This window comes from Burkholderia sp. MS455, assembly GCF_016899445.1.
Lineage (GTDB): Bacteria > Pseudomonadota > Gammaproteobacteria > Burkholderiales > Burkholderiaceae > Burkholderia > Burkholderia pyrrocinia_C.
Genome location: NZ_CP041778.1, coordinates 2658384 through 2682323, shown reverse-complemented (window position 1 = coordinate 2682323; position 23940 = coordinate 2658384). Strand labels below are relative to the sequence as shown.

Genomic DNA, 23940 nt, shown 5'->3' with positions numbered 1-23940 from the left:
GCGTTCGACACGCGCAACGCGAAACGGGCGGCTCCGGTAACGGGCCGCCCGTTTTCGCTGTGGGCGAGAACGGCCGGGCCGCGCTCAGTGGCCGGCATAGAGCTTCGCGATGTCGGTTTTGTCGGATGCGTTGCGCCGCGCGTGCCCGTGGCCGGTATGCAGGCTCACGCGGCGAATCACATGCGAGCGATGCGCGTGATCAAGGCTGCGTCGCCAGTCTTTCACGCGAACTACCCTGGTATGGGTCCGGCCGGGCTCGCGAATCGACGGCGCGGCCTGCGCAACCGGCATCCGGTTTGCGGGTTCGCCGGCGCTCGGGCCGTCGCGTTGTGGATTGGCCGCCAGTTGCGTTCCGTCAGTCGAATGAAACGGATAGACGGGCACCGGCAACACCGGTAACACCGGATCGGGCGATGCATGCAGGCCGGACTCGGCCGCTGACGCGGCAGGCGTATCGGAGCCGCGACAAACGGGATCGGCTTTGCACGTCCGGTCGGCCGTCACGTAGCCACCGACCAGCAGCATGAGCGTCAGGATGCTCAGGATCGGTGCGCTCGATGCGCGAGGCTGCCGGAAGGCCGCGTTGCGCAGCGTACGCGCGACGCGCGACGACCACGTGTGGAAGGACCGCGGCGCACGTGTGGCGTGCGCGTCGTCCGATGCGCGGCGAATCGGATCGAACGGCCAGTTCCATCGGCCGCAGACGGGGCAGTGTTCGAGTGCGCGAAACGCCACGAAGCCGCATGCCCTGCAGCGGCAGCAAGCGGTATGTCGCGATTCGGCACGCGAGTTCAGCACGGCGCGCCAGGCATCGCGCGCGCGGACGTTCCGGTTGGGCAGGACTCGCATGATTCCAAGCAGGTGTCGTTAACGAGACGAACGGTCCCCCGACGATCGTGATTTTTTCGTGCGCGGCAATCGATCCACGCGTGGCATCAGCCGGCGGAGCGTATGTCGCCGACTGTCGTCCGCATGCGATGCTCCTGTGATTCTCCATAACATCGGACGCGTTGACCGCGTTCGTCCGCGGCTGCCTTCCGCTTCATTCTTTGTCGCTCGCGCGCGAAACGCAAGGAGCATGTCGGTCGTCGCGATCCGCACGTTCAGCACGTTCAGCGTTAACCGTCGTGCCGCTGCCGGGCCGCCAGCGTTCCGATGGTTTCCATCGCGCGCTCGACGGCGGGCGTCCACGGCCGGCCGTAGTTGAGCCGCAGATAACGGCGGAATCCGCCGGTCGCGGAAAAGATCGGCCCCGGCGCGATGCTGACGCCGCTTTCCATCGCATCGCCGAACAGGTGCATCGCATCCACGCGCGGCGGCAGTTCGATCCACAGGAAATACCCGCCGCGCGGCGCGAACACTTCGGTGCCGTCCGGAAAATACGCGCGAACGGCGGCGAGCATCTGCGCCTGGTGCGCGGCGAGATTGCGCCGCAGTTTCCGCAGGAAGCGGTCGTAGGCACCGTCGCGCAGGTAGCTCGAAATCGCCATCTGCGCGGGCACGTCGGCCGCCGGTGCGCTCGCGCCTTTCGCCTGCCGGATCTGCCGCACGTAGCGTCCGGCCGCGACCCAGCCGATCCGGAACCCGGGCGCGAGACATTTCGAGAACGAACCGCAATGCAGGACGAGCCCGCTGTTGTCATACAGTTTCGCGGGGCGCGTGGGCGTCGTGCCGAAATGCAGTTCGCCGTATACGTCGTCCTCGATCAGTGGAACGCCGCGCGACGCGAGCAGGTCGATCAGCGCGTGCTTGCGCTCGTCGGTCAACGTCGCGCCGGTCGGATTGTGGAATGACGTCATGAACCAGCACGCGCGCACCGGATGCGTATCGAGCGCTTCGGCGAGCGCGTCGAGATCGAGACCGGTGCGCGGGTCGACCGGGATCTCGACGGCTTTCAGGTGCAGGCGCTGCACGGCCTGCAGCACCGCGTAGAATGCCGGTCGCTCGATCGCGACGATGTCGCCGGGGCGCGTCAGTGCCTGCAGGCTGAGCGTCAGCGCTTCGAGCGCGCCGGTCGTGATGATGATCTCGTCCATCGGCAAGGCCGCGCCCGCGTTCAGGTAGCGCAATGCGATCTGGCGGCGCAGCGCGTCGTTGCCGGGCGGCAGGCCGGACAGCAGATTCGTGCGGTCCATGCTGCGGGCCGCCGACGCCACGTAGCGCCACAGGCTGCTCATCGGGAACAGCGAATAGCTGGCGAACGCCGAGCCGAGCGGGACGATGTCCTCGTGCTTCAGGGAGTCGAGCAGGCGGAACAGCGGATCGTCGTCGCCGGCTTGTGCGGCGGCCGGCTTGCGCGGGGGATCGTGACCGAACCGTACGTGTTTGTCTTCGAGGTTCGCAACGAAATAACCGGACCGCGCACGCGCGACGATCAGACCCTCGCTTTCGAGCGTGTAGTACGCGCGAAACACGGTGGACGGGCTTACGCGATACGCGCGGCACGCGGCCCGTATGGTGGGGATGCGCGCACCGGCCGCCAGGTCGCCGCGCCGGATTGCGTCGGCGATCGTCTGCGCCAGCGCCGCATATCGCTTCATGCCAGCCCTCCGGCCGCTCGGGCCTTGCTGAAAAAAGAGTAGCACGGCACCCGTCGCGCGCAATTGCGCCCCAATCGCTGATCCGCAAGATTTTGATGGACTTTGATCCTTTTCTTTCGTCTGACAAGCGGGCATGCTCTCGCAAGTTCTGTTCCCGACGTCTGACTATGAAGGAGTCCACGCTGCCCGGCGGCTGATCCGTGACCCTTGCGCGTCCTGCGCGCGACCTTGTCTGCGGCGTCCTTACCTTACCCGGAATCATTCAGCGTGAAATCGAAGACCCTCATCGCGGGCCTGGTGGCCGGCCTCGCCCTCAACCTGTTCAGCGGCGCTGCCACGGCGGCCTGCATCAGCAATCCCGCGGCCCAGCCGAACGCGACGTTTCCCGCCGCGCTGACCGGCAAGCTCGTCTATCACAGCTACGTGAAGTACGGCGACGGCACGAGCCAGCTGTTCCTCTACGACTTCTCGGCCCGTACGCTGACGCAACTGAGCAAGAGCACGTGGGGCATTACCGATCCGATGAACGGCGTGTTCAGCCCCGACGGCAAGTGGCTCGCGTTCATGGGCATCAGCAATGGCGCATGGAACGTGTTCATGCTGCAGCTCGGCGCCGGCACGCCGCCCGTCAACATGACGAACAGCACGGGCGCCACGCGCAACGAGGACCCCAAGTTCAGCACGGACGGCAAGACGCTCGTGTTCAAGCAGAACGGCGACGTCAAGCAGGCCACGCTGTCGTACACGAGCGCGGGCCCGGCGTTCACGTCGGTCGTGAGCCTGACGAACGCACCGGCCGGCGCCGAATACTCGATGCCGTTTCTCGCGCCGGACGCGAGCGCCGTCTACTACGCGACCGGCACCGGCTCGAGCATGGGGCTGATGAAGCGCACGATCGCGACCGGCGCGACCGCCGTGTTCGATCGTCCGGCCGGGCTGCAGACGTACTACCCGATCGTGCGTGCGGACGGCATGGTGTTCTACGCGCGCTGGAAAGACAGCGGCGGGGCCGACCAGATCTATTCGAAGACCGCGGACCCGGCGTCGACGCCGAACGCGTTGTCGCTCAACGACTGCGTGAGCAACAACTCGGATCCGGCGCCGGTGAGCGGCACGAACTACCTGTTCTTCTCGTCGACGACGGCGGGCGGCTACCAGCTTTACGTCGGCGACGTGACGACCGGCCAGCGCTGGAGCCTGTCGCAGTTCGGCGTGAATGCCGATACGACGAAGGCCAAGCTCGGGTCGAGCTACTACGGCGGCCCGGCCGCCGCGCAGCCGACGCTGCTGTCGCAAGGGCGTCCGGCTGCCGCATCGGCGAGCTACAACGCGTCGCTCACGCCCGACAAGGCGTTCGACGGCAACACCACGAGCACGCGCTGGGATTCGCCGGAAGGAACCGGTGTCGATCCGCAATGGATCTCCGTGGATCTCGGCGCGCCGAAGACCATCAGCAGCATCGATCTCTACTGGGATGCGGGCGCGCTCGTCTACCAGATCCAGACCTCGAACGACAACGCGAACTGGACGACGATCTACTCGACGAACAACGGCGTATCGTACGGCCATGTGACGCTGCCGAACCTGAAGGCGAGCGGCCGTTACGTGCGGATGCTCGGCACGAAGCGCGCGACGCAGTGGGGTTATTCGCTCGACGAAATGCAGGTGTGGGGATCGTAGGCGCGAGCCGGAAGCGACCTTCAATGTCTCGGCGTAGTGTCGCGCCCATTGCTGCGGCGATCGTTGATACGTAGCAGATTCCGGTATCGCGATATTTTGGGAAATCGATGGGTGTGCATTCCATCAATCGCGGGAGCTAGGCTGGCCGGACGAATAGCGACGCGTGAGAACGCGCTGGAACGGCAGGAAGAAGGCGGCCCGCTTTGCGCGGGCCGGTAACTGCGTCGTGTAACGTCAGTGCGTCTTAGGTATCGGGTTTAGGTTCGGGCAACAGTGGTCAGGGCATCCCGGACTAACGTTCACCTCGACACGCCGCCCTGATTGCCCGAACTCGTCCGGCTTGAAAATGTGACCCACGAAATCGCTTTTCTCGCCACGGATCGAAAACTGACCTAGTGCAGTCATCACGTTTTCCGCCCGTCGCGTTGCAAGCTGCTGCGCGTCCTGCTCGTTTTCTTCGGCCAGTCCTACGAGCCACACGGTATCGATGATCGGAAAGCGCTTGTGCAAGTCGCTCGACCACGCCGATAACCTCGATAGTTCGGTCAGAGAAATAGCACTCGAATCAGTATCGAAAACAATGTCGATGTAATGGGCGGGCATGTTCGACGGACCGTCGCACGCGAATGCTGCATGTACGCAGCTTAACGTGAGCGCGGCGGCAGTCAGGAATTTTGTCACCATCGACGACGTACCCCGCGATGCTGTCGGCGTTGGAATAAGAACGTTTGCACACGCGGACGTTTCGTTCCGTGGTCGTCAATTGATGGCTTTACTTCGTGGCGTAACGCGTGGATCGTTACACATCCATGCACAGCTACCTTTACATATCGGTGTAAATTCCACGATTACCTGATGAATGTTGAGTGTGCCGTCGGGCCGTTTCTCCACCATTTCATCGGTAAATGTCTTTTTGTCGACGAAAATATTTTCGGCGCTGATGCCAAGTTTTCGTAGGTAAGATATCGTATTCTCGGCGCGTGCATCCTTTAGCTTCTCAATGTCTTTTTCGTGGATATAAGCGCCGGCAATTACGATTGCTTTAATTTTTACATCAGGCCATTTTTTGGCCTCAATAGCGCTATTCGCTATCGTCACTCTGTCTGAATTGGAAAATGTGGTTTTGTTGAATGGAAATTGCACCAGCGCTTCTTCGCCTATCGTACATGCAGTCGCAGCGCCGGACAGCATTGACGACAGCGCGAGAAGGTAGGCTGCAAAGCCGGATTTTAGTGGATTTCTGTTCATTATTTGACTATCTTGTCAAAGGTTGCAATGTAGCCGGTGATGCTGTCCGCGTTCGTGATGGCGAGATCTGGGTTCTGCATCGCAAATGCTCGCATCCCGATTTCCGTGTCTCCATAGATGACGTCATCGGAATTGAATGTGTCGGTGTAGTGCGTACATTCGTGAATCAGGATCTTTATTTTTGATGCATGGTACAGCTCGCCAAACGAATCGCTGCAAAATTTAGAATAGATGGCGATGACCCGTTTATGGGAGTCGGGTTTGCATACGGCGGCATGATTTCGGCCGTTGTCCGGTACGACCGAGCAAGTTAGATTCTTGCTAACTCGGCTGTCCCATCGAACAATTTTTTCAGGAATCAGATCGTGCATCGCGGCAAGCAATCGTGGTAGTCCGGAAGATAACGTGCTGCGAATCTGTGCGTCAGCACGTCCAAAATAGATTGTGGCGCGCGCTTGTTCGTTCGCGTCCCATCGCGCTACCGCTGCAATCCGGTCTTTAATCAGTCTGACGGCCGCGTCGCGTGCGCGCATAACGGTCTCTGCGAACTGCTCATTGCTCATGTTTGGGCATATCGGCGTCGTGTTGATGTCGACATATACCTTAGAGCCGGGCGTCGTGTTTGTCGTGGCCGTGTTGTGTACCAACACGTAGTCGTCGTCAGGATTCGGCATTTCTGTTCCTCGCAATCTCGAACTTGAGCGATTCCGCATGCGCGGATATAACGCGCTGCGTATGGCCTGTTGCGTCTGTCTTGCCGGTAAATACCTTTCCGGATGATAAGCGAATCCGATAGCGGACATTCGCGAGCGGTCGCCCGCTATCTGCATCGCGCAACACGTATTGTTCGTCGTGGATGCTCGATGCCGGCGTGTGTCGCGTGGGCGAAAACACAGAGCGCGCGGCGAACGGGTTCGCCGCATTGTGGCCGCCGTCGCCACCGTAGAAGATTGTGCTGTCGCTACCCGCGATCAGTCGGTTTTGCCCGCATGGACAGAGTACGGCGTCACCCTCGAGAGCAACACATCGCCCGTGGTGAACCATGCGCTGCGCACCGCCCACTATCGTGAATGTCCCCTCGCAATTTCCGCATGTCGCCTTGTCGCCATCCAGGGCTACCTGTTTGCCGTGATTGAACATCGTCGACGTAACGGCGATGACGATGCCGCCCGTTGTCGTCGGGTCGCCGTTCCTGACTGCTCGTCGGCTCATAGTCGTTTCCTCAATCGAAGTTGGTAAAGACCCAATCGGCTGACTCGGGGTCATAGATCGCGAATTGATTGATCGCAGCGCCTTCAACAACGATGGTCGATGGCATATGTGCCAGTGCTTCGGCCTCTGCATCGGCTATCTGATCAGCGGTCCACGTATCCATTGCGTCAAGCGTCTCGCTGAACCCGGATAGTCCGGCCCGTAGATACGCTGTTTCGATGCGTTCGACCACGCTATCGGGGAAGCGGATAGTGAAGTGGTCGCGATGTTCGACCGGTACATCGAAGGATGCAGACGTGTAGGTCATTAGCGGATGACCCGCATCGGAAACCACCAAGCGACCCTCGGTCGCTCCATAGGCATAGTTCACGGCGACCGACAGTCGGCCATGCTGTTTCATAAAACGACGGGTATCGACTTGCCGGAAATCGATTGGCCAAAAGTGATCGTCGCCGCGCACGAGTGCTCGGGAGCCCATGACTGCGTCAAGAGGCGAAAGGTATGTGCAAATGAACTGATCGCCAGTGCAGATCATTTGCATGTTGACGCTATACATTGAATCGGTTGCATTGGGCGAACGGATCTGCGTGGTATGTAGCTGCTGCACCATCGCGTAAATCGGGATCGAAGAGTGAAGAAAATACGGACAATCGGTGTGTTCTTTTCCTGTCATAGGCTCGGACATCCTATGTATGAACGAGCTATGGAAGGTCGCCGGTAACGATTGGTTTGTATATAGGACGAGTATGATTTATCGTTAGGAATACGACTAAAGATAAGATGAATTGCCGATCGGCAATGCTGAGGTGAAGGATGAACGATCGATCGAGTATGGACGTCCACGAACCGAACGGGATGGTATGCCGCAATCTCGGATCTGATCGTTTGCTGTCGGCACTGCATGTCCACAAGTGGATGCAACTTGGTTCATGGAGCGCCGACCCAACGCATTGGGGACTCGATATTCAGCGTGTGCGGCGGAATGGATCGACTGCGACGACCTGGAGATGGGCATGCTGCGCCGCATCGACGAATCAATCGCAGCCAACGGTGTGCGCAACGCGGTCGTGATGGCGTTGTGACCTGTTCACTCAATCGAGGTTCGCGCTGCGCTCGATGCCAGAGAGGTTGCGACTCCAAGCGGACTGCAAACGCATGGCCGATGTGATTGCGCCTGTCGTCGCGCCGGGCGACGGTGTATGCGATCAGGTGATGGACGCGGAATTTCTGCTTTCGGAAATTTCCGGGCTTGGACGGGCGGCGCTGATTGGCGCCGCCCGGATCCCCGGAGAACGCCTCCTCTCAAACGAAAATGCCGTTCAGTTGATTAACTGAACGGCATCAGGATTCAAGGCCGCATGATTTTTTACCGCGCAGCGCGCGGTTCACGCATGCAGCACATGCGTCGGAAACGCCGGGCTCGCACTGGCCGCACCCTGCGCGAGCGGCGCGACCTGCTTGCGGCGCTCGCGGGTCGGCGCGACGCCGAATGCGTCGCGATAGCTCTTGCTGAAGTGGCACGCCGACTGGAAGCCGCATGCCATCGTGATGTGCATGATCGACATGTCGGTCTGCAGCAGCAGCTCGCGCGCGCGGCGCAGCCGCAGCGTCAGGTAGTAGTGCGTCGGCGTCATCCCGAGATGCTCGCGGAACAGGCGCTGCAGTTGCCGCTGCGACATGTTCGCAAGCCGCGCGAGCTCCTCGCGCGACAGCGGCTCCTCGATGTTGTTTTCCATCAGCGAGATCACTTCGAACAGCGACTTGTTCGCCGAGCCGAGGCGCGCGACGAGCGGCATGCGTTGCTGCGCGCTGGTGTCGCGCACGTGTTCGACGATGAACTGCTCGGCGATCTGCGTGACGCGCGCGGTGCCCACGCGCGCGGCGATCAGGTTCAGCATCATGTCGAGCGGCGCGACGCCGCCCGTGCACGTGATGCGGTCGCGGTCGATCACGAACAGTTCCTTCAGGAAGCGCGTATCCGGAAACTCTTCCTTCAGCGCCGACATGTTCTCCCAGTGGATCGCGCAAGCGTAGCCCGCGAGCAGCCCCGACTTCGCGAGCGCATAGGTTCCCGTGCACAGGCTGCCGAGCGGCAGCCCCATGCGCGCGAAGCGGCGCAGCGCCGTCAGATGGGCGGGCGTGGTCGCGCGCTGCACGTCGACGCCGCCGCACACGAACACGATGTCGGGCTGCCCGACGCATTCGGCCGGGCCCGTGTCGACCGTGAGGCCGTTGCTCGCCGTGACCGGGCCGCCTTCCGGGCTGATTACCGACCACCGGTAGAGCGGCTGGCCGCTCAGATAGTTCGCCATCCGAAGCACCTCGATCGCATTGGTGAACGCGATCATCGTGAAGTTCGGTAAAGGCATGAACGCGAAGTGAGACAGCGACGCTGTGCGGTCGGGCGACATGGGGAGCGTTCCTTGAATCTCTAATAGCTTTATGCCCGGCGAGCACGGATCGGGCTGCGATATTGTGTGAGCGAGTGCAACAAGCGTGCCATACGGCTAAACCCTAGCTCCATACGTTGTCTGGGCGTAACGCCGATGCTGCACTGCACCGTATGCGGGACGCGCCGCACTCCCACCGGGCGGCACAGGCACTGCCGGAGTGCGTATCCATAGGTGAATGGCCGGCGCCGTTTTTATCGGTCATCCGAAAAAGCACGACCGATCACTTGTATAAAACGGACGCGCATGGCGGAAAAGGCAAAGAACGCGTCTAAATTCATCAATCCGCCGAAAATCCGAACGACAAGAATAGAGCCGTCGGCAGCCTTGCACTGGACAAGCAGGAAACCCAGGCAGAGCGGGCCTTGAGCTTCGGTTTCAGCCCTTTATTCTTCGTCACGGACGCACTATGTCGAACACCCAGTCTTTCTTCTCGCAGCCCCTTGCCGAGCGCGACGCGCCGGTGCGCAGCGCCATCCTGAAGGAACTCGAGCGTCAGCAGTCGCAGGTCGAGCTGATCGCGTCGGAAAACATCGTGTCGCGCGCCGTGCTCGAAGCGCAGGGCTCGGTGTTGACCAACAAGTACGCGGAAGGCTATCCCGGCAAGCGCTACTACGGCGGCTGCGAATTCGCGGACGAAGTCGAGGCGCTCGCGATCGAACGCGTGAAGCAGATCTTCAACGCCGGTTATGCGAACGTGCAGCCGCACTCGGGTGCGCAGGCGAACGGCTCGGTGATGCTCGCGCTGGCCAAGCCGGGCGACACGGTGCTCGGCATGTCGCTCGATGCGGGCGGCCACCTGACGCACGGCGCGAAGCCGGCGCTGTCGGGCAAGTGGTTCAACGCCGTTCAGTACGGCGTGAACCGCGACACGATGCTGATCGATTACGACCAGGTCGAGGCACTCGCTCACGAGCACAAGCCGAACCTGATCATCGCCGGCTTCTCGGCGTATCCGCGTGCGCTCGACTTCGCGCGCTTCCGCGCGATCGCCGACAGCGTCGGCGCGAAGCTGATGGTCGACATGGCGCACATCGCGGGCGTGATCGCCGCGGGCCGCCATGCGAACCCGGTCGAGCACGCGCACGTCGTCACGTCGACCACGCACAAGACGCTGCGCGGCCCGCGCGGCGGCTTCGTGCTGACCAACGACGAGGACATCGCGAAGAAGATCAACTCGGCGGTGTTCCCCGGCCTGCAGGGCGGCCCGCTGATGCACGTGATCGCCGGCAAGGCGGTTGCGTTCGGCGAAGTGCTGCATGCGGACTTCAAGACCTACATCGACAACGTGCTCGCGAACGCGCAGGCGCTCGGCGAAGTGCTGAAGGCCGGCGGCGTCGATCTCGTCACGGGCGGCACCGACAACCACCTGCTGCTGGTCGACCTGCGCCCGAAGGGCCTGAAGGGCGCTCCGGTCGAACAGGCGCTGGAGCGTGCGGGCATCACCTGCAACAAGAACGGCATTCCGTTCGACACCGAGAAGCCGACCGTCACGTCGGGCATCCGTCTCGGCACGCCGGCCGGCACGACGCGCGGCTTCGGCGTCGCGGAGTTCCGCGAAGTGGGCCGCCTGATCCTCGAAGTGTTCGACGCGCTGCGCGCGAACCCGGAAGGCGACCACGCGACCGAACAGCGCGTGCGCCGCGAGATCTTCGCGCTTTGCGAGCGTTTCCCGATTTACTGATCGACACCGACAAGACCAGAGACCCAAGCGAGAGGCAGATATGAGCACGCTGCATCAGGACAGCATCATCATCGACGGACTGAATATCTCGAAGTTCGAGAAACCGGTGTTCGAAGACATGCGCAAGGGCGGCATCACGGCCGCGAACTGCACGGTGTCGGTGTGGGAGAACTTCACCAAGACCGTCGACAACATCGGCGTGATGAAGAAGAAGATCCGCGACAACGGCGAGCTACTGACGCTGGTGCGCACGACGGACGACATCTTCCGCGCGAAGAAGGACGGCAAGACCGGGATCATCCTCGGCTTCCAGAACGCGCACGCGTTCGAGGACAACCTCGGCTACATCGAGGCGTTCCACGACATGGGCGTGCGCGTCGTGCAGCTTTGCTACAACACGCAGAACCTGGTCGGCACCGGCTGCTACGAGCGCGACGGCGGGCTGTCGGACTTCGGCCGCGAAGTGATCACCGAGATGAACCGCGTCGGCATCATGGTCGACCTGTCGCATGTGGGCGGCAACACGTCGTCGGAAGCGATCGCATTCTCGAAGAAGCCGGTGTGCTATTCGCACTGCCTGCCGTCGGGCCTGAAGGAGCATCCGCGCAACAAGAGCGACGAGCAGCTGAAGGAGATCGCCGATGCGGGCGGCTTCGTCGGCGTGACGATGTTCGCGCCGTTCCTGAAGCGCGGGATCGAGGCGACGATCGACGACTACATCGAGGCGATCGACTACGTCGTGAACCTGATCGGCGAAGACGCGGTCGGCATCGGCACGGACTTCACGCAGGATTTCGCGAAGGAATTCTTCGACATGCTGACGCATGACAAGGGTCGTTATCGCCAGCTGACGAACTTCGGCAAGGTGATCAACCCGGACGGCATCCGCACGATCGGCGAATTCCCGAACCTGACCGCGGCGATGGAACGCGCGGGCTGGAAGGAGTCGCGCATCCGCAAGATCATGGGCGAGAACTGGGTGCGCGTGTTCAAGGACGTGTGGGGCGCATAAGCGTCACGCCGGCCGGACAGCCCCCAGCGATTCAACAATAAAAATCGGGACGTGCCCGCGCAAGCCGCGCGGGCACGCGGACGATGTCATGCCTGCGCGCCGAGACGCGCGGCCATTTTCCTCACGGAGTCACCACGATGCAACCGCAACTGCCGATCAACGTCGATCCCGATACCGGCGTCTGGACCACCGACGCGCTGCCGATGCTGTACGTGCCGCGCCACTTCTTCACAAACAACCACGTCGCGGTCGAGGAAGCGCTCGGCGTCGAAGCGTATGCCGAGATTCTCTACAAGGCCGGCTACAAGTCCGCATACCACTGGTGCGACAAGGAAGCGAAGCTGCACGGCCTGACCGGCATGGCCGTGTTCGAGCACTACCTGAAGCGCCTGTCGCAGCGCGGCTGGGGCCTGTTCTCGATCATCGAGGCCGATCCGGCCAGCGCGCGCGCGAAGATCGAACTGCGCCACTCGTCGTTCGTGCTCCAGCAGCCGGGCAAGGAAGGCAAGCTCTGCTACATGTTCGCCGGCTGGTTCGCCGGTGCGATGGACTGGGTCAACGACACGACGCCGGAAGGCAAGGGCGCGCCGCGCGCGCAATCGAAGGAAGTGCAGTGCGCGGCCGAGCATCACGACCACTGCGTCTTCGAAGTGTCGCCGATCGCGCATTGATGCCCTGATTCACCGACACCGAACAACACCCGCAACACGAGACATTCGAACGCCAGAGGTCGCCTGCGATGCGTTATCCCCACCTGTTCAAACCCATGCAGCTGAATCAGCTGACGCTGCGCAACCGGATCGTCAGCACCGCGCACGCCGAGGTGTATGCCGAGCCGGGCGGCCTGCCGGGCGACCGCTATATCCGCTACTACGAAGAAAAGGCGAAGGGTGGCGTCGGCCTCGCGATCTGCGGCGGGTCGAGCCCGGTGTCGATCGACAGCCCGCAGGGCTGGTGGAAATCGGTGAACCTGTCGAACGACAAGATCATCGATCCGCTCACGCGTCTCGCCGACACGATGCACAAGCACGGCGCGAAGATCATGATCCAGGCGACGCACATGGGCCGCCGTTCGTCGTTCCACGGCGAACACTGGCCGCACCTGATGTCGCCGTCGGGCGTGCGCGAGCCGGTGCACCGCGGCAACGCGAAGATCATCGAGATCGAGGAAATCCGCCGCATCATCGGCGATTTCGCGGCAGCCGCGAAGCGCGTGAAGGCCGCCGGCATGGACGGCATCGAAATCTCGGCCGCTCACCAGCACCTGATCGACCAGTTCTGGAGCAAGCGCTCGAACCACCGCACCGACGAATGGGGCGGCAGCCTGGAGAACCGCCTGCGTTTCGGCATCGAGGTGCTGACGGCGGTGCGCGAGGCGGTCGGCAAGGATTTCTGCGTCGGCCTGCGCATGTGCGGCGACGAATTCCACGAGGACGGCCTCGATCACGAGGCGCTGAAGGAAATCGCGCAGGCGATGTCGGAGACGGGCCTGATCGACTACCTGAGCGTGGTCGGTTCGGGCGGCGACACGCACAACACGATCGCCAACTGCATGCCGCCGATGGCATTGCCGCCGGAGCCGTTCGTGCACCTCGCGGCCGGCATCAAGTCGGTCGTGAAGATTCCGGTGATGCACGCGCAGAGCATCCGCGATGCGGGCCAGGCCGAGCGCCTGCTCGCGAACGGCATGATCGACCTGGTCGGCATGACGCGCGCGCAGATCGCCGATCCGCACATGGTGATCAAGATCCGCGACGGCCGCGAGGACGAAATCAAGCAGTGCGTCGGCGCGAACTACTGTATCGACCGCCAGTACAACGGCCTCGACGTGCTGTGCATTCAAAACGCCGCGACGTCGCGCGAAGCGACGATGCCGCACATCATCGAGAAGTCGCGCGGCCCGAAGCGCAAGGTGGTGGTGGTGGGCGCCGGCCCGGCCGGCCTCGAGGCGGCGCGCGTCGCGAAGCTGCGCGGCCACGACGTCGTGCTGTTCGAGAAGAACGCGGAAGTGGGCGGCCAAGTGATGATCGCCGCGAAGGCGCCGCAGCGCGAACAGATGTCGGGGATCATCCGCTGGTTCGACATGGAAACCAAGCGCCTGGGCGTCGATCGCCGCCTCGGCGTCGCCGCCGACGAGAAGATGATCATGGCCGAGAAGCCGGACATCGTCGTGCTGGCGACGGGCGGTTCGAGCTTCACGTGGCAGGTGCCGGGCTGGGGCGTGGCCGAACGCCTGGCCGTCAGTTCGTGGGACATCCTGACCGGCAAGGTCGAGCCGAAGCAGAACGTGCTGTTGTTCGACGGCGTGAGCACCCATGCCGGCGCGGGCGTGGCCGACTTCATGGCGAGCCGCGGCTCGAAGGTCGAGGTCGTCACGCCGGACGTGAAGGTGGCCGACGATTGCGGCGGCACGACGTTCCCGATCTTCTATCGCCGCCTGTACGCGCTCGGCGTGATCCCCACGCCGAACACGATGCTCGACCGCGTCTATGAAGAAGACGGCAAGAAGATCGCCGTGCTGCGCAACGAGTACACGGAAGAACTGGAGGAGCGCGCGGTCGACCAGGTGGTGATCGAGAACGGTTCGTCGCCGAACGACGAGCTGTACTGGAAGCTCAAGCAGGAATCGCTGAACCGCGGCCAGATCGATCCGCACACGCTGTTTGCGGCCGAGCCGCAGCCGTGCCTGTCGGAAGAACTCGGCAACGGCCGTTTCCTGCTGTTCCGTGTCGGCGACTGCATCTCGATGCACAACGTCCACGGCGCGATCTACGACTCGCTGCGTCTCGTGAAGGATTTCTGAAGATGAATCCGTCCCTCCTCATTACCGCACTGTTGTGGCTGTCGGTGGCGGGGCTCGCGTTCGCGGTCGCGAAGCGTTCGTCCTACTGGCGTCTCGGCCGGGCCACGGCGCCCGGCTCGTTCGGCGTCGCGAACCTGTTCGCGATTCCGAAGCGTTATTTCGTCGACCTGCACCATGTGGTCGCCCGCGATCCGTATATCGCGAAGACCCACGTCGCGACCGCCGGCGGCGCGATCGGCGCGCTCGCGCTGGTGTTCGTCAACTACGGTCTTGCGATCTATTCGCCGTGGCTCGACAAGCTGATCTTCCTCGCGGCGCTCGCGATGCTGGTCGGCGCGGTGTTCGTGTGGCGCCGGCGCGCGGCCAAGGACGTGCCCGCCCGCCTGTCGCGCGGCCCGTGGAATACGCTGCCCTGGCTGCTCGGCTCGTTCGCGCTCGGCCTCGTGCTGTTCATGCTGGTGCCGACCGGCGCGATGTCGGGCGCGTTCGCGGTGCTCTGCGCGCTGCTGATCGGCATCGGCGCATTCACGATGACGGTCGGCGCCGCGAAGGGCGGCCCGATGAAGCACGCGATCGCCGGCCTGCTGCACCTCGCCTTCCACCCGCGCCAGGAGCGCTTCGCGGCCACGCGAGAGTCGTTCACGGGCAACGGCACGGCCACGCCGCCGACCGCACTGAAGCTGCCGGACATCGAGCATCAGGAGTACGGCGTCGCAAAGCCGGTCGAATTCCGCTGGAACCAGCTGCTGAGCTTCGACGCGTGCGTGCAGTGCGGCAAGTGCGAAGCCGCGTGCCCCGCGTTCGCGTCGGGCCAGCCGCTGAACCCGAAGAAGCTGATCCAGGATCTCGTGGTCGGCATGGCCGGCGGCACCGATGCGGCGTACGCGGGCAGTCCGACTCCGGGCATCCCGGTCGGCCAGCATCGCGGCGAGCCGAACGGCCCGATCGTGTCGGGCCTGATCGAAGAACAGACGCTGTGGTCGTGCACGACCTGCCGCGCGTGCGTGCAGGAATGCCCGATGCTGATCGAGCACGTCGACGCGATCGTCGACATGCGCCGCAACCGCACGCTCGTGCACGGCTCGGTGCCGGGCAAGGGCCAGGAAGTACTGGCGAACCTGCGCGAGACGGGCACGATGGGCGGCTACGACACGGCCGCGCGCTACGACTGGTCGGTCGACCTGAGCGCGCCCGTCGCGCAGCCGGGCAAGCCGGTCGACGTGCTGTTCGTCGCGGGCGAAGGCGCGTTCGACATGCGCTACCAGCGCACGCTGCGCGCGTTCGTCAAGGTGCTGAACAAGGCGGGCGTCGACTACGCGGTGCTCGGCTCGACCGAGACCGACACGGGCGACGTCGCGCGCCGGCTCGGCGACGAGGCGACGTTCCAGCAGATGGCGAAGCGCCTGATCGGCACGCTCGGCACGCTGTCGTACAAGCAGATCGTGACGGCCGATCCGCACGTGATGCACAGCCTGCGCAACGAATACCGTGCGCTCGGGCTGCGCGTGACGGTCAAGCACCACACGACCTATCTCGCCGAACTGGCCGACAGCGGCAAGATCGCGCCGAAGGCCGTCGAAGCGCTGCGCGAGAAGCGCACCACGTATCACGACCCGTGCTACCTCGGCCGCTATAACGGCGAGACGGAAGCGCCGCGCAAGCTGCTGAAGACGATCGGCATCCAGGTCGTCGAGATGGAGCGCAACGGCATGCGCGGCCGCTGCTGCGGCGGTGGCGGCGGTGCGCCGCTGACCGACATCCCCGGCAAGCAGCGCATTCCGGACATCCGCATCGCCGACGCACGCACGATCGGCGCGGACGTGGTCGCGGTTGCGTGCCCGAACTGCACGGCGATGCTCGAAGGCGTCGTGGGCCCGCGCCCCGACGTGCTCGACGTGGCCGAACTCGTTGCCGCCTCGCTGGAGTGAATCGATGAATACGATCAAACGAATCGATCCGCGCCGGCCGTTCATCATCACGGCCGCGGGCCTGAAGCGCATCACGCTCGGCGAGGAAGGCAGCGCCGACGCGAGCGCCGCGCACTGGTCCGCGCATGGCCACGCGGCTGCCGCGAAGCCGCGTCGCGCGGTGCAGGAGCCGAAGCACACGATGCTGGTGGTCGCGCACGGCGAGCGCGGCGCGCTCGACGAGCATGCACGGCAGGCGATTGCTGCCGCAGCATTGCTCGCCGATGCCCAGACCGAAGTCGCGCTGCTCGCATTCGGCGAATTGAAGGACGACGTGGCCGAACTCGGCGTCGACAAGCTGGTTGAACTCGCCGGCTTCGATCGCCGCGCATTCGACCCTGAAAGCGAATTGCAAGCGTTGCAGGCGTGTGTTGCAGCACTCGCGCCGAAGCACGTGTTCGTGCCCGACAACGCGACGGGCGACGGCGATCTCGGCCGGCGTTACGCGGCGGTCGCCGGCGCGAGCGTCGCGACCCACGTGGTCGAGATCGACGCGAAGCATGTCGGCGCGTATGCGCAGGCCGGCCGCGCGTTCGCGACGCGCGGGCTGCCCGACGTGATCCTGCTCGCGCAGAACGCGGTCGACGCGAAGCTGCCGTTCGTCGGGGCGGGCGAACGCCTGGCCGCCGATTTCATCCGCCCGGCCCATGATGCCGCGCAGCCGTATCGCGATCTCGGCCTCGAGGAAATCGATGCGGCGCGGGTCGCGCTCGAGGAAGCCGATTTCATCGTATCGGCAGGCAACGGCGTGTCCGACATCGGCGCGTTCGAGCGGCTGGCCGGTGTGTTCGGCGCGGCGATCGGCGCGAGCCGTGTCGCGGTCGACAACGGCCACTTCACTCGCGACAAGCAGGTCGGCGCGACCGGCAAGACGGTCGAGGCGAGCGTGTATATCGCGTTCGGCATCTCGGGCGCGGTGCAGCATCTGCAGGGGATCAAGGACTGCCGCCACGTGATCGCGGTGAATCTCGACGGCAGCGCGCCGATCGCGAAGCGCGCGAACCTGACGGTGGTCGGCGATGCACAGGCGACGATCGCCGCGCTGATCGAACAGGTGCAGGCCGCGCGGGTCGCGCGCGGACAATCGCCGGCAGCGGTCGGCAACCGTGAACCGGAAGGAGTCGCAGCATGAACGCCCCTCGCCAGTTGCAACGCATCGCGGTGCTCGTGTCCGTCGGCCGGCACCCGGTCAGCGGCGTCGCGCGCTACAGCCGCAACGACGCGGCCGCGCTCGAAACCGGTCGCCAGCTCGCGGAACGGCATCGCGCGCAGCTCGACGTGATCCACGCAGGCGACCCCGCTAACGCGGCGCTTGCCGAATATCTCGCGCTGGGCGCGCGGGAGGTCGAAGTGCTGGCCTGCCGCGACGGCGACGATGCCGTGCACGCGCTCGCCGCGCGCATCGAGGGCTACGACCTCGTGCTGACCGGCACGCGCGCCGAGGGCGCATACGACACCGGGATGCTGCCGTATCGCGTCGCCGCGGCGCTCGGCTATCCGCTCGTCGGCTCGGCTGTGGACCTGACGATCGAAGGCGGCCGCGCGGCCGTTCGGCAATTTTTGCCGAAGGGGCTGCGGCGCCGCGTCGACGCCGCGCTGCCGGCCGTCGTCGCCGTCCATCCGCTCGCCAATGCCGAGCCGCGCTACGCGTATGCGCGGCTGCGTGCCGGCGCGATCCGGCCGGCGCTCGCGGCGCCCGGCGCGGACGCCGACGCGGCCGCGTGGACGGTCGGTCCGGTTGAGCGTAAACCCGTAAAACTGGTTGCCGCCGAGAAGCGCTCCGGGCATGCCCGGATGCTGTCCGCGACGACGACCGAAAGCCGTGGCGGCAACGTCGTAAATGAAGGGAGTTCGGTCGAAAAAGCACAAGTGATCCTCGCGTATTTGCGCGAGCATCAGCTCATCGACTACTGATTTTGATGCCTGTCGGCAAGAACCCAGGGATGCAAGGAATCCGGAGCAAACGATGAAAGTATCGGCAGACATTCGTGCACTGATCGAGCGGCGCAAGGTAGGGCACAGCCTCGACGCACCGTTTTACACGAGCGAGGAAATTTTCGCGCTCGACATGGAGGCGATTTTCCGCCAGCACTGGATCCAGGTGGCGGTCGAGCCGGACATTCCCGAGCCGGGCGACTACTTGACCGTGGAACTGGGGAGCGATTCGATCCTGATCGTGCGCGACGACGACATGGCGATCCGCGCGTTCCACAACGTATGCCGTCACCGCGGCGCGCGCCTGTGCAACGAGGACAAAGGCTCGGTCGGCAACATCGTGTGTCCGTACCACAGCTGGACCTACAACCTGACGGGCCAGCTGATGTTCGCCGAGCACATGGGCGAGCAGTTCGACCGCTGCAAGCACAGCCTGAAGTCGGTGCACGTCGAGAACCTCGCGGGCCTGATCTTCATCTGCCTCGCCGAGGAGCCGCCGGTCGACTTCGCGAAGATGCGCGCCGAGATGGAGCCGTACCTGCTGCCGCACGACCTGCCGAGCACGAAGATCGCCGCGCAGATCGACATCATCGAGGAAGGCAACTGGAAGCTCACGATGGAGAACAACCGCGAGTGCTATCACTGCGTCGCGAACCATCCGGAGCTGACGATCTCGCTGTACGAATACGGCTTCGGCTACCAGCGTTCCGACGCCAACGCCGAGGGCATGGACGCGTTTGCGGAGACGTGCGTCCGGCGCGGGAAGGAGTGGGCCGAGATGGGCCTGCCGTCCGCCGAGATCGAGAAGCTGCTCGACGTGACGGGCTTCCGCACGCAGCGCCTGCCGCTCGACCGCAGCGGCGAATCGCAGACGCTCGATGCGAAGGTCGCGTCGAAGAAGCTGCTTGGTGGATTCGAGAAGGCCGATCTCGGCGGGCTGTCGTTCTGGACGCAGCCGAACTCGTGGCACCACTTCATGAGCGATCACATCGTGACGTTCTCGGTGATCCCGCTGTCGGCCGGCAAGACGCTCGTGCGCACGAAGTGGCTCGTGCACAAGGATGCGAAGGAAGGCATCGACTACGACGTGAAGAACCTCACGGCCGTGTGGAACGCGACCAACGACCAGGATCGCGCGCTCGTCGAATTTTCGCAGCGCGGCGCGAACAGCAGCGCGTACGAGCCGGGCCCGTATTCGCCGTACACGGAAGGTCTCGTCGAAAAATTCTCGGCCTGGTACATCGGCCGGCTCGCCGAAAAAACCGGCGCGTAGTCGTCAGCGGAACAGCAAGCGGAGTTAGACATGATGCGAGATGCGGCCAATTTCGAGCCGACGGACAGCCGGGTGACGCGCCCGGCGTTCTGGAACGCTCTTCCCGAGCGCTGGACGAGCGACGTCGAGGAAACGCTGGTGTGCTGCCACGTGCGGCAGGAAACGCACGACGTGAAGAGTTTCTTCTTCCGTTCGCCGCAGGGTCGCGCGTTCTCGTTCGAACCCGGGCAGTTCCTCACGCTCGAGCTCGACATCGACGGCGAAACGATCAACCGCTGCTACACGATCTCGTCGTCGCCGGCGCGGCCGCACACGGTGTCGATCACGGTCAAGCGCGTGCCGGGCGGCAAGGTGTCGAACTGGCTGCACGACAACCTGCAGCCGGGCGCATCGGTGCGGGTGCTCGGCCCGGCCGGCGAATTCACGTGCGCGCGGCATCCGGCGCGCAAGTACCTGTTCCTGTCGGCCGGCTCGGGCGTCACGCCGCTGATGTCGATGAGCCGCGCACACCATGATCTCGCGGAAGACCGCGACATCCTGTTCGTGCACAGCGCGCGTACGCCGGACGACATCATCTTCGCGCGCGAACTCGACCTGATCGCGTCGAATCACACGAATTTCCGCACGTCGTTCGTCGTCGAGCGCGTCGGCGCGCGCACGAACTGGCCGGGCGTCACGGGCTTCCTGACGCTGCCGCTGCTGAAGCTGATCGCACCGGATTTCATGGAGCGCGAAATCTTCACGTGCGGCCCCGCGCCGTACATGAAGGCCGTGCGCGACCTGCTCGACGAAGTCGGTTTCGATCGCAAGCAGTATCACGAGGAGAGCTTCTCGTTCGAAACGCTCGCGCAGACCGCGAGCGACGAGCTGCTCGCCGATCTCGCGCCGCCGGCCGAAGGCGGCGACGCCGGGACGAAGCAGTACACGGTCAGCTTCGCGAAGAGCAACCGCGAGATCGCGTGCGGCTCGGAGCAGCATGTGCTCGACGCGGCGCGCCAGTCGGGCGTGCGGCTGCCGGCCTCGTGCACGCAGGGCATGTGCGGCACCTGCAAGGTGAAGCTCGTGTCGGGGCAGGTCGAGATGAAACACAACGGCGGTATCCGCCAACGCGAGATCGATCAGGGCATGGTGCTGCTGTGCTGCAGCAAGCCGCTGTCCGATCTCGTGATCGACAAGTAGTCAAATCGCGCCATCGGCTGTCCGGACGCGTCGCGTCCGGACAAGCATCCGTCGGAAAACAACGATACCGCGGATTTGTGGTTGAAGAACCTAGAGAGGCAACGCGCGCAGGCGCATATCAAGGAGATCGACCATGAAGTTGTTCGGAAAACTGTTGTGGACCGGCGCACTGTCGGCGATGGTGGCACTGAGCGCATCCGCGCTTGCCGATACGAAGCCGACGCTGAAGATCGGCTATGTCGAAGGCTGGGACGACAGCGTCGCGACGTCGAACGTCGCGGCCCGCGTCATCGAGAAGAAGCTCGGCTACCAGGTCCAGCTCGTGCCGGTCGCTGCCGGGATCATGTGGCAGGGCGTCGCGCGCGGCGATCTCGACGCGACGCTGTCCGCATGGCTGCCGGTCACGCACGGCTCGTACTGGGATGAGTACAAGGCCAAGGTCGTCGACCTCGGCGCGAATTTCCCGGATGCGAAGATCGGCCTGATCGTGCCCGCGTACGTGAAGGCGAAGAGCATCGACGATCTGAACGCGGAGAAGGCCAGTTTCGGCGGCCGGATCGTCGGCATCGACGCGGGCGCCGGCGTGATGCGCAAGACCGACGAAGCGATCAAGAGCTACGGGCTGAACTACACGCTGATGCCGAGCTCGGGCAGCGCGATGACGGCCGAGCTGTCGCGTTCGGTCAACGCGAACAAGCCGGTCATCGTGACCGGATGGGCGCCGCACTGGATGTTCGCGAAGTGGAAGCTGCGCTTCCTCGAGGATCCGAAGAAGGTGTTCGGTGGCGCGGAGCACGTCGACAGCGTCGCGAATCCGGGCCTCGAAACGAAGGCCAAGCCGGTCGTCGCGTTCCTGAAGAAATTCCAGTGGAAGCCGGGTGAAATCGACAGCGTGATGCTGGCGATCCAGAACGGTTCGAAGCCGGAAGCGGCCGCCGACGCGTGGATCGCGGCGCATGCCGACCGCGTGAATTCGTGGACGGAAGGCGCACAGTAAGCACCAAGATCTTTGTCATACGAAGCACCATAAAAAATACGCCGGGAATGGCATGCAGGAATCCGAAATAATCGTGAATTCATGCAGCCATATCCCGGTTTTCTTTTACTGATTCTGCAAAAAAGTGCTTAAGTTGTTACACTATGGCCCTTGTGCAGAGTCATCACAGGAGGATATGGATGAGTCAAGCAGGACTGCGTGCGAACCGCACCAGTGATGTTGAGGAAACGATCTCACATGATTCGACGGGCCATACGCTGCATCGTGGCCTGACTTGGAAAGACGCATTCTGGGTAACGAGCGGCGTGCCGGCAGGCGTGCTGTTCACGATCGGCGGCGTATGCGCGACGATCGGCCAGCCCGCGTGGGCGATCTGGATCGCCGCGATCACGATGGGGCTGATCCAAAGCGCGACTTATGCGGAAATATCGGGGCTATTTCCTCATAAATCGGGCGGCGCGTCGGTGTATGGCGCGATCGGCTGGGTCCGTTACAGCAAGCTGATTGCCCCGGTTTCCGTGTGGTGCAACTGGCTCGCGTGGTCGCCGATGCTTGCGCTCGGCTGCGGCCTCGCGGCGAGCTATGCACTCACGAGTCTCTTCCCCGCCGACGCGGCGGTGCTGCACTGGCAGCTCAAGTTAGCGGACCTGAGCTTTATCAAGCCTGGTCTGTCCCTGCGGATCAACGCGACGTTCATCATCGCGACGATCCTGCTTCTCATCACGTTCAAGCTTCAGCATAGCGGTGCATCGAAGGCCGCGCGCACGCAGCGCATCCTCGGCATCGCGTCGCTCACGCCGCTGTTGATCGTCGGCATCGTGCCGTTCGTCACCGGTGACGTACCGATGTCGAACCTGCTCCCGCTGCTGCCGCTCGGTCACGACGCGCAAGGCAATCTCACGGCCGCGACCTTCGGTTCGTGGAACGGGCAGGGCGTGACGATGGCGCTCGGTGCGATGTTCATGGCCGGCTGGGCGTCGTACGGCTTCGAGACGGCTGTCTGCTACACGCGCGAATTCCGCGATCCGCGCCGTGACACCGCGAAGGCGATCTTCTGGTCGGGTGCGCTGTGTCTCGTCGTGATGACGCTCGTGCCGCTGGCGTTCCAGGGTGCACTCGGCACGCAGGCGATGCTCGATCCGGCGATCGGCGACGGCACCGGCGTCGCGGCCGCGATGGCGAAGATCGTCGGCGGCGGCGCGTGGGTCGCGAATGCGGTCGTCGTGATGCTGATGCTGTCGATCCTGCTGATCGTGATGACGTCGATGATGGGCTCGTCGCGCACGCTGTACCAGGCATCGGTGGACGGCTGGCTGCCGAAGTACCTGTCGCACGTGAACGAGCACGGCTCGCCCACGCGCGCGATGTGGACCGATCTCGGCTTCAACCTCGTGTTGCTGATGATGTCGGACTACATGACGGTGCTGTCGATCTCGAATGTCTGCTACATGCTGTTCGTATTCCTGAATCTTCAGTCGGGCTGGATCCACCGGATGGATCGCGGCAACTGGGATCGGCCGTTCCGCTGCCCGACATGGCTGCTCGTCGGCGGCGCGATCTGCGGCTATGCGAACCTCGTGTATGTCGGCGCGGGTGCGAACCTGCAGGGCGAGGGCACGCTGCGTAATGGCCTGATCGCGATGCTGCTGATCGTGCCGGTATTTCTCTATCGCCACTACTGGCAGGATCGCGGCCGGTTCCCGGCGCAGATGCAGCGCGACATGGAGCTCGAGGTGCCGAAGCGCAGCATGTGGCTGAATCTGATGCCTTACGCGGCGCTGATCGGCGCGGGGTTGACGATCTGGTTGTCGTATTACTTTGCGTGGGTGAAGTGAGCATCTGACACGTCGTTCGCCGGGAACGGATACCGCACACGGTCCCGGCGAGCACGACACGATGTCGCGCAGCATGAAGAAAGCCCGACCGGTCGCACGACCGGCCGGGCTTTCTTCATTCCGCG

The 23940-nt window shown here is 63.8% G+C and carries 22 protein-coding genes; 14 read left to right on the top strand and 8 right to left on the bottom strand.

What is annotated here, in order from left to right; translation table 11 throughout:
- Nucleotides 1-84: 84 nt before the first annotated feature.
- Together FPJ27_RS16365 and FPJ27_RS16360 are read right to left on the bottom strand one after the other, a co-directional pair.
- Nucleotides 85-849, bottom strand: coding sequence for a hypothetical protein (locus FPJ27_RS16365; protein ID WP_204421817.1), 765 nt, complete (start codon nucleotides 847-849; stop codon nucleotides 85-87).
- 269 nt (nucleotides 850-1118) lie between these two features.
- Nucleotides 1119-2540 (bottom strand): PLP-dependent aminotransferase family protein, encoded by a 1422-nt coding sequence (locus tag FPJ27_RS16360; RefSeq protein WP_204421816.1) that lies wholly within the window; start codon nucleotides 2538-2540, stop codon nucleotides 1119-1121.
- Between the two features lie 267 nt (nucleotides 2541-2807).
- Between FPJ27_RS16360 and FPJ27_RS16355 the strand changes: the two genes are divergently transcribed.
- On the top strand, nucleotides 2808-4220 hold the full coding sequence (locus FPJ27_RS16355) for a discoidin domain-containing protein (protein WP_204421815.1): 1413 nt from the start codon (nucleotides 2808-2810) through the stop codon (nucleotides 4218-4220).
- Nucleotides 4221-4454: 234 nt separating this feature from the next.
- On the opposite strand, the gene FPJ27_RS16350 is transcribed toward FPJ27_RS16355, so the two are convergent.
- The 5 genes from FPJ27_RS16350 to FPJ27_RS16330 form a co-directional block, all read right to left on the bottom strand.
- Nucleotides 4455-4904, bottom strand: a complete 450-nt coding sequence (locus FPJ27_RS16350) for a hypothetical protein (RefSeq protein WP_204421814.1) — start codon at nucleotides 4902-4904, stop codon at nucleotides 4455-4457.
- Between the two features lie 75 nt (nucleotides 4905-4979).
- On the bottom strand, nucleotides 4980-5468 hold the full coding sequence (locus FPJ27_RS16345; protein WP_239483218.1) for a hypothetical protein: 489 nt from the start codon (nucleotides 5466-5468) through the stop codon (nucleotides 4980-4982).
- Nucleotides 5468-6142, bottom strand: a complete 675-nt coding sequence (locus FPJ27_RS16340) for a M35 family metallo-endopeptidase (RefSeq protein WP_204421813.1) — start codon at nucleotides 6140-6142, stop codon at nucleotides 5468-5470. Before FPJ27_RS16340 ends, FPJ27_RS16345 begins: the two co-directional genes overlap by 1 nt.
- On the bottom strand, nucleotides 6129-6680 hold the full coding sequence (locus FPJ27_RS16335) for a PAAR domain-containing protein (RefSeq protein WP_204421812.1): 552 nt from the start codon (nucleotides 6678-6680) through the stop codon (nucleotides 6129-6131). The genes FPJ27_RS16340 and FPJ27_RS16335 overlap by 14 nt, the downstream gene beginning before the upstream one ends.
- A gap of 10 nt (nucleotides 6681-6690) precedes the next feature.
- Nucleotides 6691-7353 carry a hypothetical protein gene (locus FPJ27_RS16330; protein ID WP_239483217.1) on the bottom strand — a complete coding sequence of 221 codons (663 nt, stop codon included), beginning with the start codon at nucleotides 7351-7353 and terminating at the stop codon, nucleotides 6691-6693.
- Between the two features lie 256 nt (nucleotides 7354-7609).
- Between FPJ27_RS16330 and FPJ27_RS16325 the strand changes: the two genes are divergently transcribed.
- Nucleotides 7610-7762: a hypothetical protein gene (locus FPJ27_RS16325; RefSeq protein ID WP_204421811.1), complete on the top strand. Its 153-nt coding sequence runs from the start codon at nucleotides 7610-7612 to the stop codon at nucleotides 7760-7762.
- Nucleotides 7763-7835: 73 nt separating this feature from the next.
- Nucleotides 7836-8015, top strand: a complete 180-nt coding sequence (locus FPJ27_RS16320) for a hypothetical protein (protein WP_146120860.1) — start codon at nucleotides 7836-7838, stop codon at nucleotides 8013-8015.
- A 50-nt stretch (nucleotides 8016-8065) separates the two neighbouring features.
- Here the strand turns inward: FPJ27_RS16320 and FPJ27_RS16315 are convergent, their stop codons facing one another.
- Entirely contained in the window at nucleotides 8066-9091 is a 1026-nt protein-coding gene (locus FPJ27_RS16315; protein WP_072441971.1) for a GlxA family transcriptional regulator, read from the bottom strand.
- A 448-nt stretch (nucleotides 9092-9539) separates the two neighbouring features.
- Here FPJ27_RS16315 and FPJ27_RS16310 point away from each other — a divergent pair, with 448 nt between their 5' ends.
- The 11 genes from FPJ27_RS16310 to FPJ27_RS16260 all read left to right on the top strand — a co-directional run bounded on the left by FPJ27_RS16310 (nucleotide 9540) and on the right by FPJ27_RS16260 (nucleotide 23815).
- On the top strand, nucleotides 9540-10814 hold the full coding sequence (locus tag FPJ27_RS16310; protein WP_072441970.1) for a serine hydroxymethyltransferase: 1275 nt from the start codon (nucleotides 9540-9542) through the stop codon (nucleotides 10812-10814).
- 40 nt (nucleotides 10815-10854) lie between these two features.
- The gene (locus FPJ27_RS16305) at nucleotides 10855-11826 is read left to right on the top strand and encodes a dipeptidase (protein ID WP_204421810.1); all 972 of its coding nucleotides are present in this window, start codon (nucleotides 10855-10857) and stop codon (nucleotides 11824-11826) included.
- A gap of 137 nt (nucleotides 11827-11963) precedes the next feature.
- A complete protein-coding gene (locus FPJ27_RS16300) occupies nucleotides 11964-12497 on the top strand; it encodes a DUF5943 domain-containing protein (protein WP_006488993.1) in 534 nt (177 codons plus the stop codon).
- A gap of 68 nt (nucleotides 12498-12565) precedes the next feature.
- Entirely contained in the window at nucleotides 12566-14629 is a 2064-nt protein-coding gene (locus FPJ27_RS16295; protein WP_204421809.1) for an NADH:flavin oxidoreductase, read from the top strand.
- A 2-nt stretch (nucleotides 14630-14631) separates the two neighbouring features.
- Nucleotides 14632-16557 (top strand): (Fe-S)-binding protein, encoded by a 1926-nt coding sequence (locus FPJ27_RS16290; protein WP_204421808.1) that lies wholly within the window; start codon nucleotides 14632-14634, stop codon nucleotides 16555-16557.
- 4 nt (nucleotides 16558-16561) lie between these two features.
- On the top strand, nucleotides 16562-17728 hold the full coding sequence (locus tag FPJ27_RS16285; RefSeq protein WP_204421807.1) for an electron transfer flavoprotein subunit alpha/FixB family protein: 1167 nt from the start codon (nucleotides 16562-16564) through the stop codon (nucleotides 17726-17728).
- Complete coding sequence (locus FPJ27_RS16280; protein WP_204421806.1) at nucleotides 17725-18510, top strand: electron transfer flavoprotein subunit beta/FixA family protein; 786 nt, start codon at nucleotides 17725-17727, stop codon at nucleotides 18508-18510. Before FPJ27_RS16285 ends, FPJ27_RS16280 begins: the two co-directional genes overlap by 4 nt.
- A 52-nt stretch (nucleotides 18511-18562) precedes the next feature.
- Nucleotides 18563-19804 (top strand): aromatic ring-hydroxylating dioxygenase subunit alpha, encoded by a 1242-nt coding sequence (locus FPJ27_RS16275; RefSeq protein WP_204421805.1) that lies wholly within the window; start codon nucleotides 18563-18565, stop codon nucleotides 19802-19804.
- A 30-nt stretch (nucleotides 19805-19834) separates the two neighbouring features.
- Nucleotides 19835-20983 (top strand): hybrid-cluster NAD(P)-dependent oxidoreductase, encoded by a 1149-nt coding sequence (locus FPJ27_RS16270; RefSeq protein WP_204421804.1) that lies wholly within the window; start codon nucleotides 19835-19837, stop codon nucleotides 20981-20983.
- Between the two features lie 133 nt (nucleotides 20984-21116).
- On the top strand, nucleotides 21117-21980 hold the full coding sequence (locus tag FPJ27_RS16265) for a glycine betaine ABC transporter substrate-binding protein (RefSeq protein ID WP_072441958.1): 864 nt from the start codon (nucleotides 21117-21119) through the stop codon (nucleotides 21978-21980).
- 179 nt (nucleotides 21981-22159) lie between these two features.
- Nucleotides 22160-23815: an APC family permease gene (locus tag FPJ27_RS16260; protein WP_204421803.1), complete on the top strand. Its 1656-nt coding sequence runs from the start codon at nucleotides 22160-22162 to the stop codon at nucleotides 23813-23815.
- Nucleotides 23816-23940 lie beyond the last annotated feature (125 nt).

Bases quoted from the DNA above. Each gene is read 5' to 3' on its own strand.
- FPJ27_RS16365 (WP_204421817.1), bottom strand. From the start codon at position 849: ATGCGAGTCCTGCCCAACCGGAACGTCCGCGCGCGCGATGCCTGGCGC.
- FPJ27_RS16360 (WP_204421816.1), bottom strand. From the start codon at position 2,540: ATGAAGCGATATGCGGCGCTGGCGCAGACGATCGCCGACGCAATCCGG.
- FPJ27_RS16350 (WP_204421814.1), bottom strand. From the start codon at position 4,904: ATGGTGACAAAATTCCTGACTGCCGCCGCGCTCACGTTAAGCTGCGTA.
- FPJ27_RS16345 (WP_239483218.1), bottom strand. From the start codon at position 5,468: ATGAACAGAAATCCACTAAAATCCGGCTTTGCAGCCTACCTTCTCGCG.
- FPJ27_RS16340 (WP_204421813.1), bottom strand. From the start codon at position 6,142: ATGCCGAATCCTGACGACGACTACGTGTTGGTACACAACACGGCCACG.
- FPJ27_RS16335 (WP_204421812.1), bottom strand. From the start codon at position 6,680: ATGAGCCGACGAGCAGTCAGGAACGGCGACCCGACGACAACGGGCGGC.
- FPJ27_RS16330 (WP_239483217.1), bottom strand. From the start codon at position 7,353: ATGACAGGAAAAGAACACACCGATTGTCCGTATTTTCTTCACTCTTCG.
- FPJ27_RS16325 (WP_204421811.1), top strand. From the start codon at position 7,610: ATGGAGCGCCGACCCAACGCATTGGGGACTCGATATTCAGCGTGTGCG.
- FPJ27_RS16320 (WP_146120860.1), top strand. From the start codon at position 7,836: ATGGCCGATGTGATTGCGCCTGTCGTCGCGCCGGGCGACGGTGTATGC.
- FPJ27_RS16315 (WP_072441971.1), bottom strand. From the start codon at position 9,091: ATGTCGCCCGACCGCACAGCGTCGCTGTCTCACTTCGCGTTCATGCCT.
- FPJ27_RS16310 (WP_072441970.1), top strand. From the start codon at position 9,540: ATGTCGAACACCCAGTCTTTCTTCTCGCAGCCCCTTGCCGAGCGCGAC.
- FPJ27_RS16305 (WP_204421810.1), top strand. From the start codon at position 10,855: ATGAGCACGCTGCATCAGGACAGCATCATCATCGACGGACTGAATATC.
- FPJ27_RS16300 (WP_006488993.1), top strand. From the start codon at position 11,964: ATGCAACCGCAACTGCCGATCAACGTCGATCCCGATACCGGCGTCTGG.
- FPJ27_RS16295 (WP_204421809.1), top strand. From the start codon at position 12,566: ATGCGTTATCCCCACCTGTTCAAACCCATGCAGCTGAATCAGCTGACG.
- FPJ27_RS16290 (WP_204421808.1), top strand. From the start codon at position 14,632: ATGAATCCGTCCCTCCTCATTACCGCACTGTTGTGGCTGTCGGTGGCG.
- FPJ27_RS16285 (WP_204421807.1), top strand. From the start codon at position 16,562: ATGAATACGATCAAACGAATCGATCCGCGCCGGCCGTTCATCATCACG.
- FPJ27_RS16280 (WP_204421806.1), top strand. From the start codon at position 17,725: ATGAACGCCCCTCGCCAGTTGCAACGCATCGCGGTGCTCGTGTCCGTC.
- FPJ27_RS16275 (WP_204421805.1), top strand. From the start codon at position 18,563: ATGAAAGTATCGGCAGACATTCGTGCACTGATCGAGCGGCGCAAGGTA.
- FPJ27_RS16270 (WP_204421804.1), top strand. From the start codon at position 19,835: ATGATGCGAGATGCGGCCAATTTCGAGCCGACGGACAGCCGGGTGACG.
- FPJ27_RS16265 (WP_072441958.1), top strand. From the start codon at position 21,117: ATGAAGTTGTTCGGAAAACTGTTGTGGACCGGCGCACTGTCGGCGATG.
- FPJ27_RS16260 (WP_204421803.1), top strand. From the start codon at position 22,160: ATGAGTCAAGCAGGACTGCGTGCGAACCGCACCAGTGATGTTGAGGAA.